Origin of the sequence: Microbacterium sp. AR7-10 (assembly GCF_001878835.1) — a bacterium.
GTDB classification, from domain to species: Bacteria; Actinomycetota; Actinomycetes; order Actinomycetales; family Microbacteriaceae; genus Microbacterium; species Microbacterium commune.
On the sequence record NZ_MJIR01000058.1, the window covers coordinates 1 to 5,419 of the forward strand.

Annotated in this window: 7 protein-coding genes; all 7 read left to right on the plus strand. The window is 64.5% G+C overall.

All coding sequences use genetic code 11. From position 1 onward, the window contains the following. The first annotated feature begins 292 nt into the window (after window positions 1–292). The 7 genes from BFN01_RS07880 (at window position 293) to BFN01_RS07905 (ending at window position 5,283) form a co-directional block, all read left to right on the plus strand. Window positions 293–1,174 (plus strand): ArdC-like ssDNA-binding domain-containing protein, encoded by an 882-nt coding sequence (locus tag BFN01_RS07880; RefSeq protein WP_071643364.1) that lies wholly within the window; start codon window positions 293–295, stop codon window positions 1,172–1,174. A gap of 47 nt (window positions 1,175–1,221) precedes the next feature. Further along, entirely contained in the window at window positions 1,222–1,845 is a 624-nt protein-coding gene (locus BFN01_RS07885; RefSeq protein ID WP_071643367.1) for a DUF6349 family protein, read from the plus strand. Between the two features lie 27 nt (window positions 1,846–1,872). Further along, a complete protein-coding gene (locus tag BFN01_RS07890) occupies window positions 1,873–2,184 on the plus strand; it encodes a hypothetical protein (RefSeq protein ID WP_005053814.1) in 312 nt (103 codons plus the stop codon). A gap of 257 nt (window positions 2,185–2,441) precedes the next feature. Beyond that, entirely contained in the window at window positions 2,442–2,495 is a 54-nt protein-coding gene (locus BFN01_RS16015) for a chloramphenicol resistance leader peptide (protein WP_011113070.1), read from the plus strand. A gap of 21 nt (window positions 2,496–2,516) precedes the next feature. Then, window positions 2,517–3,692, plus strand: coding sequence for a chloramphenicol efflux MFS transporter Cmx (cmx, locus tag BFN01_RS07895; RefSeq protein WP_071643369.1), 1,176 nt, complete (start codon window positions 2,517–2,519; stop codon window positions 3,690–3,692). After that, window positions 3,692–4,681 carry an IS481-like element IS5564 family transposase gene (locus BFN01_RS07900; RefSeq protein WP_071643371.1) on the plus strand — a complete coding sequence of 330 codons (990 nt, stop codon included), beginning with the start codon at window positions 3,692–3,694 and terminating at the stop codon, window positions 4,679–4,681. The genes cmx and BFN01_RS07900 overlap by 1 nt, the downstream gene beginning before the upstream one ends. A gap of 353 nt (window positions 4,682–5,034) precedes the next feature. After that, entirely contained in the window at window positions 5,035–5,283 is a 249-nt protein-coding gene (locus BFN01_RS07905; RefSeq protein WP_005053817.1) for a glutaredoxin domain-containing protein, read from the plus strand. The last annotated feature ends 136 nt before the right edge of the window (window positions 5,284–5,419 follow it).

Here is a 5,419-nt window from a genome sequence, read left to right on the forward strand (position 1 = left end):
GAGTTCGTCGGCAGCGTCAGATGTGTATAAGAGACAGTTCTTTTGCCGTGAAGCCTTCGGCAGCATACGGTCGTCAACCCTCCACCCAAGCGGCTGCGCCGCCGGCTCCTCCGAGACTTTCGGCACGCGGTCGCTGCGCTCCCTTATTTCGCGCCGAAACTCTCTCCCCCACCGCCCTACGGGTTGAGCTCCGGGCATCCTCCCTAGCGGCGGTAAACCGCCTTCACGGCAAAAAAACGTGGAGGGGATGAGCAGGGAAATAACCCTATTACCGGCACGGAAGGTTCCGAACATGGCACGCAACGTCAAGACCACCAAGACCCCCGAGCAGCGTCGCGCCGAGGCCGAGGAGCTGCAAGCCACGATCGCGGAGCAGGTCGAGGCGCTGCGCGAGTCGGAGGCGTGGGCGCGGTTCCTGGACTTCACGAAGGCATTCCACCGCTACAGCATCAACAACCTGTTGTTGATCTTCGGTCAGTGCCCCGAGGCATCCCACGTCGCCGGATACCGGACGTGGCAGAAGCTCAACCGCCAGGTGCGCAAGGGTGAGCACGGAATCCGCATCTTCGGCGGCCGCGACGTGCGCGAGACGGTCGAGAACCCCAAGACCGGCGAGGACGAGGAGCAGCGCCGAACGCTGTTCTTCCCGGTGTCCGTGTTCGACATGGGACAGACCGACCTCATCGACCCCGAGGCGGGCGACCCGACCGACATCGCGCGACCGCTGACCGGAGACGACCCCGCGGGCATCTTCGACGCCGTGGCCGACTACCTCATCGGCAAGGGCTGGACCGTCGAGCGCGAGAGCATCCCTGGCGGCGCACACGGCTACACCGACCCCGAGGGCCGTCGCGTCGTGCTCGATTCCGACCTCTCCCCCGCCCAGGCCGCAAAGACCGGACTTCACGAGGCCGCGCACGTCATCCTGCACGCCGACGAAGATCACGCCGAGTACGTCGAGCACCGCGGCACCAAGGAAACCGAGGCCGAGAGCGTCGCCTACGTCGTTGCCGGGATTCTCGGACTCGACACCAGCGCCTACAGCGTCGGATACGTCGCCGGGTGGAGCAACTGCGACGCCGAGACGATCAAGGCCACCGCGGCAAACGTGCTGCGCGCAGCTCACGCCCTGGCCGACGCGCTCACCGAGCAGCCCGAGGCCGTCGCCGCCTGAGCGGCAATAACTCTATTGCCGTCAAGACCGTCAGAGGAGAAGGAACGATGACCGCGGAAACCCTGTTCGACCTGGCCGAGTTCGAGCGCGAGGCCGTCGCCGCCACCGCATGGGACGGCGCGCCCCTGGCCTACACGACCAGCTACTACAGCCCCGCCGAGCTGGATGCAGCATTCGACCGCTACCGCGCCGAGTTCGGCGGCTTCGGATGCATCCCCCGCTCCCACATGTGGCACCGCAACAGCTACAACCAGGGCGAACGCGCAGCGACCGCCGACGGCCACGAGCTGCACATGTTCTACGCCGACGCCTGGTGCAAAGAGGCCGACCACGACCACAGCGCCGACCCGCTCCCCGGCGGCGGCCGCTATCAGGCCGTGTGCCCCGGCTGCGCCTGGCACGTCATCAGCGAGCGCGAGAACGACGCCGTAGAGGCGTGGCACGACCACGCCCTGCCCGGCTGGCGATCACTGCCGATCATGCCCCGCCCCGCCGCAGCGGCCACCGACGAGAAGAAGGCACGAGCCGCCGCCGCCAAGTGGTGCGCGGCCAACTACCCCGCCGAGTGGCAGCGCCCCGGCTCCCCCGTCCGCACCATCCGAGGGCCGCACGGCGGCCGACACGTCGAATCCCGCTCCCCCTTCGGCGGCTACGACCTCGCCGCCGACTGACCACCCCGACCAGACAGGAGAACCCCCGTGCACACCCTCACAGAAACCGACGTCGCCGCCCTCCTCGACGACCTCGCCCGACTCCTCCCCTTCCCCACGACGCTCTACACCGACATGGGCGCGGATAGCTGGGCCCCTCAGCTCTACTTCGGCCCCGTCGACCCGTCATCAGACCTCGCCGCACACCGGGCCGGGATCGACGCCGACACCGTGCGCCCGGTCTGGTGGATCGACCTCGACGGCGGAACGCGAACGATCCTCCTCGACGAGGTATCCCCCGACGACGTGTGGAACGTCGCCGCCCGAATCGTCACGCTCTACACCGAACACCGGCAATAACTCCAATACCGCTACGCGGCCCCGCGCAATAGGGTGGGTCGCGTCGGCGGCCTAGTTGTGATGTCCAGGGACGTTGTTCTGCCCCCGCGCGCAATGACACCGTGCTGATTCAAGAAGCATCTGTCCAGACCGCTCACCATTGAAGGCATGTAGAGTTTGGGGCATGTCGAGTCCCGAATCAGACAGGTCAGGGGTTGTCGGTCACACCGCCAGCCCCTTGAACCACTAGTTACGACGCCCACGATCTGTGTGGGCGTATTTCTGGCGTACCCGGGGCACTGGCCGTGGTGACAAGAAGAACCATTTCTTGATCTCACACCTCGGAGTACTCGATGCCTTTTGCTCTCTACATGCTTGCCCTGGCGGTCTTCGTCATGGGCACTTCAGAATTCATGCTCGCGGGATTGCTCCCCGCGATCGCGACCGAACTTGACGTCTCGGTCGGCACTGCAGGCCTGCTGACCTCCGCATTCGCGGTCGGTATGGTCGTCGGCGCGCCAGTGATGGCGGCATTCGCTCGCAGTTGGCCACCGCGGCTCACATTGATCGTTTGCCTTCTCGTGTTCGCGGGAAGCCACGTCATCGGAGCGATGACACCAGTGTTCTCTCTCCTGCTCATCACCCGGGTGCTCAGCGCTCTCGCAAACGCAGGATTCCTCGCCGTAGCACTGAGCACGGCCACTACCCTCGTGCCAGCGAACCAGAAGGGGCGTGCACTGTCGATCCTGCTCTCCGGCACGACGATCGCAACCGTCGTGGGCGTCCCCGCCGGGGCACTGCTCGGCACAGCGCTGGGCTGGCGAACGACGTTCTGGGCGATCGCCATCCTCTGTATTCCCGCGGCCGTTGGAGTCATTCGGGGCGTCACGAACAATGTTGGTCGGAGCGCGACTAGCGCGACCTCACCAAGGCTCCGTGCCGAGCTCAGCCAGTTGGCGATGCCGCGGCTCATCCTGGCCATGGCACTCGGAGCGCTGATCAACGGAGGGACCTTTGCGGCATTCACCTTCCTGGCACCCGTCGTGACCGAGACCGCGGGCTTGGCCGAAGCGTGGGTGTCCGTCGCGCTGGTGATGTTCGGCATCGGATCGTTCCTTGGCGTCACGATCGCAGGACGACTATCAGATCAACGACCTGGCCTCGTGCTCGCAGTCGGCGGACCGCTGTTGCTGACGGGCTGGATCGTGTTGGCAGTGGTCGCATCTCATCCCGTTGCGCTTATCGTCCTCGTCCTCGTTCAGGGCTTCCTGTCGTTCGGCGTCGGCAGTACTCTGATCACGCGTGTGCTGTATGCAGCATCGGGTGCGCCAACGATGGGCGGTTCGTACGCAACCGCAGCATTGAATATCGGAGCTGCCGCGGGGCCTGTGCTTGGTGCGTTCGGGCTCGCGACCGGGCTGGGGCTGCTCGCGCCGGTTTGGGTCGCCTCGGTGCTGACAGCGATCGCTCTCGCCATCATGCTTCTCACCGGACGCGCGCTCACGAAGACCGCGGCGGAGGCCAATTGATGACCCATCCGAACGCTCTTCTCACTCCTCGTGCCCGTCTCCGGTTAGCCCGACTGATTGTCGAAGACGGCTATCCGGCCACGATCGCCGCAAAGATGTTCATGGTTTCCCCGATCACTGCCCGGAAATGGGCCGGCCGCTACCGGGAAGAGGGCGAGTTTGGGATGCAGGATCGCTCCAGCAAGCCGCACCGGATCCCAGACAGGACGCCCGAGCATGTCAAGAAGAAGATCATCAACCTGCGCTGGCGGCTTCGACTGGGGCCAGCCCAGATCGCTGCACGACTTGGTCTCTCGACGTCGACTGTTCACGCGGTCCTCGTCCGTTGCCGCGTGAACCGCCTCTCGCATATCGATCGTGTCACTGGCGAGCCATTGCGGCGATATGAGCATCCTCATCCGGGATCGTTGATTCATGTCGATGTTACGAAGTTCGGCAACATCCCCGACGGCGGTGGACATCGTTACGTAGGTCGGAAGCAAGGCGCACGGAACAAGCTCGCGACTCCGGGATTACCACGAGGAAAAGACCACAAGCCGCGCACCGGAACGGCGTTCGTTCACACAGTCATCGACGACCACTCCCGCGTCGCATACGCAGAAATCTGGTCGGATGAGCAGGCGAGAACAGCGGTGGGAGTTCTCGAACGCGCCGTGGACTGGTTCGCCGAACGAGGCGTGACCGTCGAGCGAGTCCTATCCGACAACGGGTCGGCCTACAGATCCCACGCATGGAGGGACTTCTGCGCTCGGCTCGGCATCCGACACAAGCGGACACGCCCCTACCGGCCGCAGACGAACGGGAAGATCGAGCGATTCCACCGCACGCTCGGGGACGGATGGGCCTATGCCAGGTTTTACGGTTCAGAGGCCGAACGACGCCTGGCGCTGCCCGGCTGGCTCCACTTCTACAACCACCACCGACACCACTCTGCGATTGGCGGCGCACCCTTCGACCGACTCAACAACGTCCCTGGACATCACACCTAGTCCGCGTCCCCCAGCGAGACACGCAGCCCCGGCACCCGCTCCCCGCCGCCACGTCGCCCCCCAGACCGCGCGGCGGGGAGCCTCTACAGCGGCCGACGCCGGACGGAGCCGGCGCCGGCTAACGGACGGCCGGACGGAGCCGGCCGACTGCAGGGGCCTGTCGGCCCGTTCTTTTGCCGTGAAGCCTTCGGCAGCGTACGGTCGGCCAACCTGCGCGCTAGTGCTTTCGCGGCATATCCTCCCTCGCTGCGCTCAGTCCGGTATTCCACGGTCACTAGCACTCCGGCCGCCCTCCCTAGCGGCGAATGAATTCGCCTTCACGGCAAAAAAACGAGGGGTGGGAGGATTACCAAATGGAAGCGCTAACCGTCTACACGACCGGCCCGCAGTGTGGGAAGTGCCGCATGACGAAGATGATGCTCGACAGCAAGGGCGTCCCCTACGTCGAGGTGAACATCACCGAGAACCCCGACGCGCGCGAGTACGTCACCGAGGAGCTGGGCTACACCGTGGCCCCCGTTGTCGTCGTCGACGATGACGATCACTGGTGCGACCTCCGACCCGACCACATCGAGCGGGTAGCCGCTCACTTTGCCGCCTGACACCCGTAGTAAATAACTCTATTACCGCTTATACTGGTCTGTCTCTTATACACATCTAAAAAAAAAAAAATACATGAAAGATAAACATTCCAATTAGTACACTCACGGCGTACTGTCACTACATTGTATACTATAA

Bases quoted from the DNA above. Each gene is read 5' to 3' on its own strand.
- BFN01_RS07880 (WP_071643364.1), top strand. From the start codon at position 293: ATGGCACGCAACGTCAAGACCACCAAGACCCCCGAGCAGCGTCGCGCC.
- BFN01_RS07885 (WP_071643367.1), top strand. From the start codon at position 1,222: ATGACCGCGGAAACCCTGTTCGACCTGGCCGAGTTCGAGCGCGAGGCC.
- cmx (WP_071643369.1), top strand. From the start codon at position 2,517: ATGCCTTTTGCTCTCTACATGCTTGCCCTGGCGGTCTTCGTCATGGGC.
- BFN01_RS07900 (WP_071643371.1), top strand. From the start codon at position 3,692: ATGACCCATCCGAACGCTCTTCTCACTCCTCGTGCCCGTCTCCGGTTA.
- BFN01_RS07905 (WP_005053817.1), top strand. From the start codon at position 5,035: ATGGAAGCGCTAACCGTCTACACGACCGGCCCGCAGTGTGGGAAGTGC.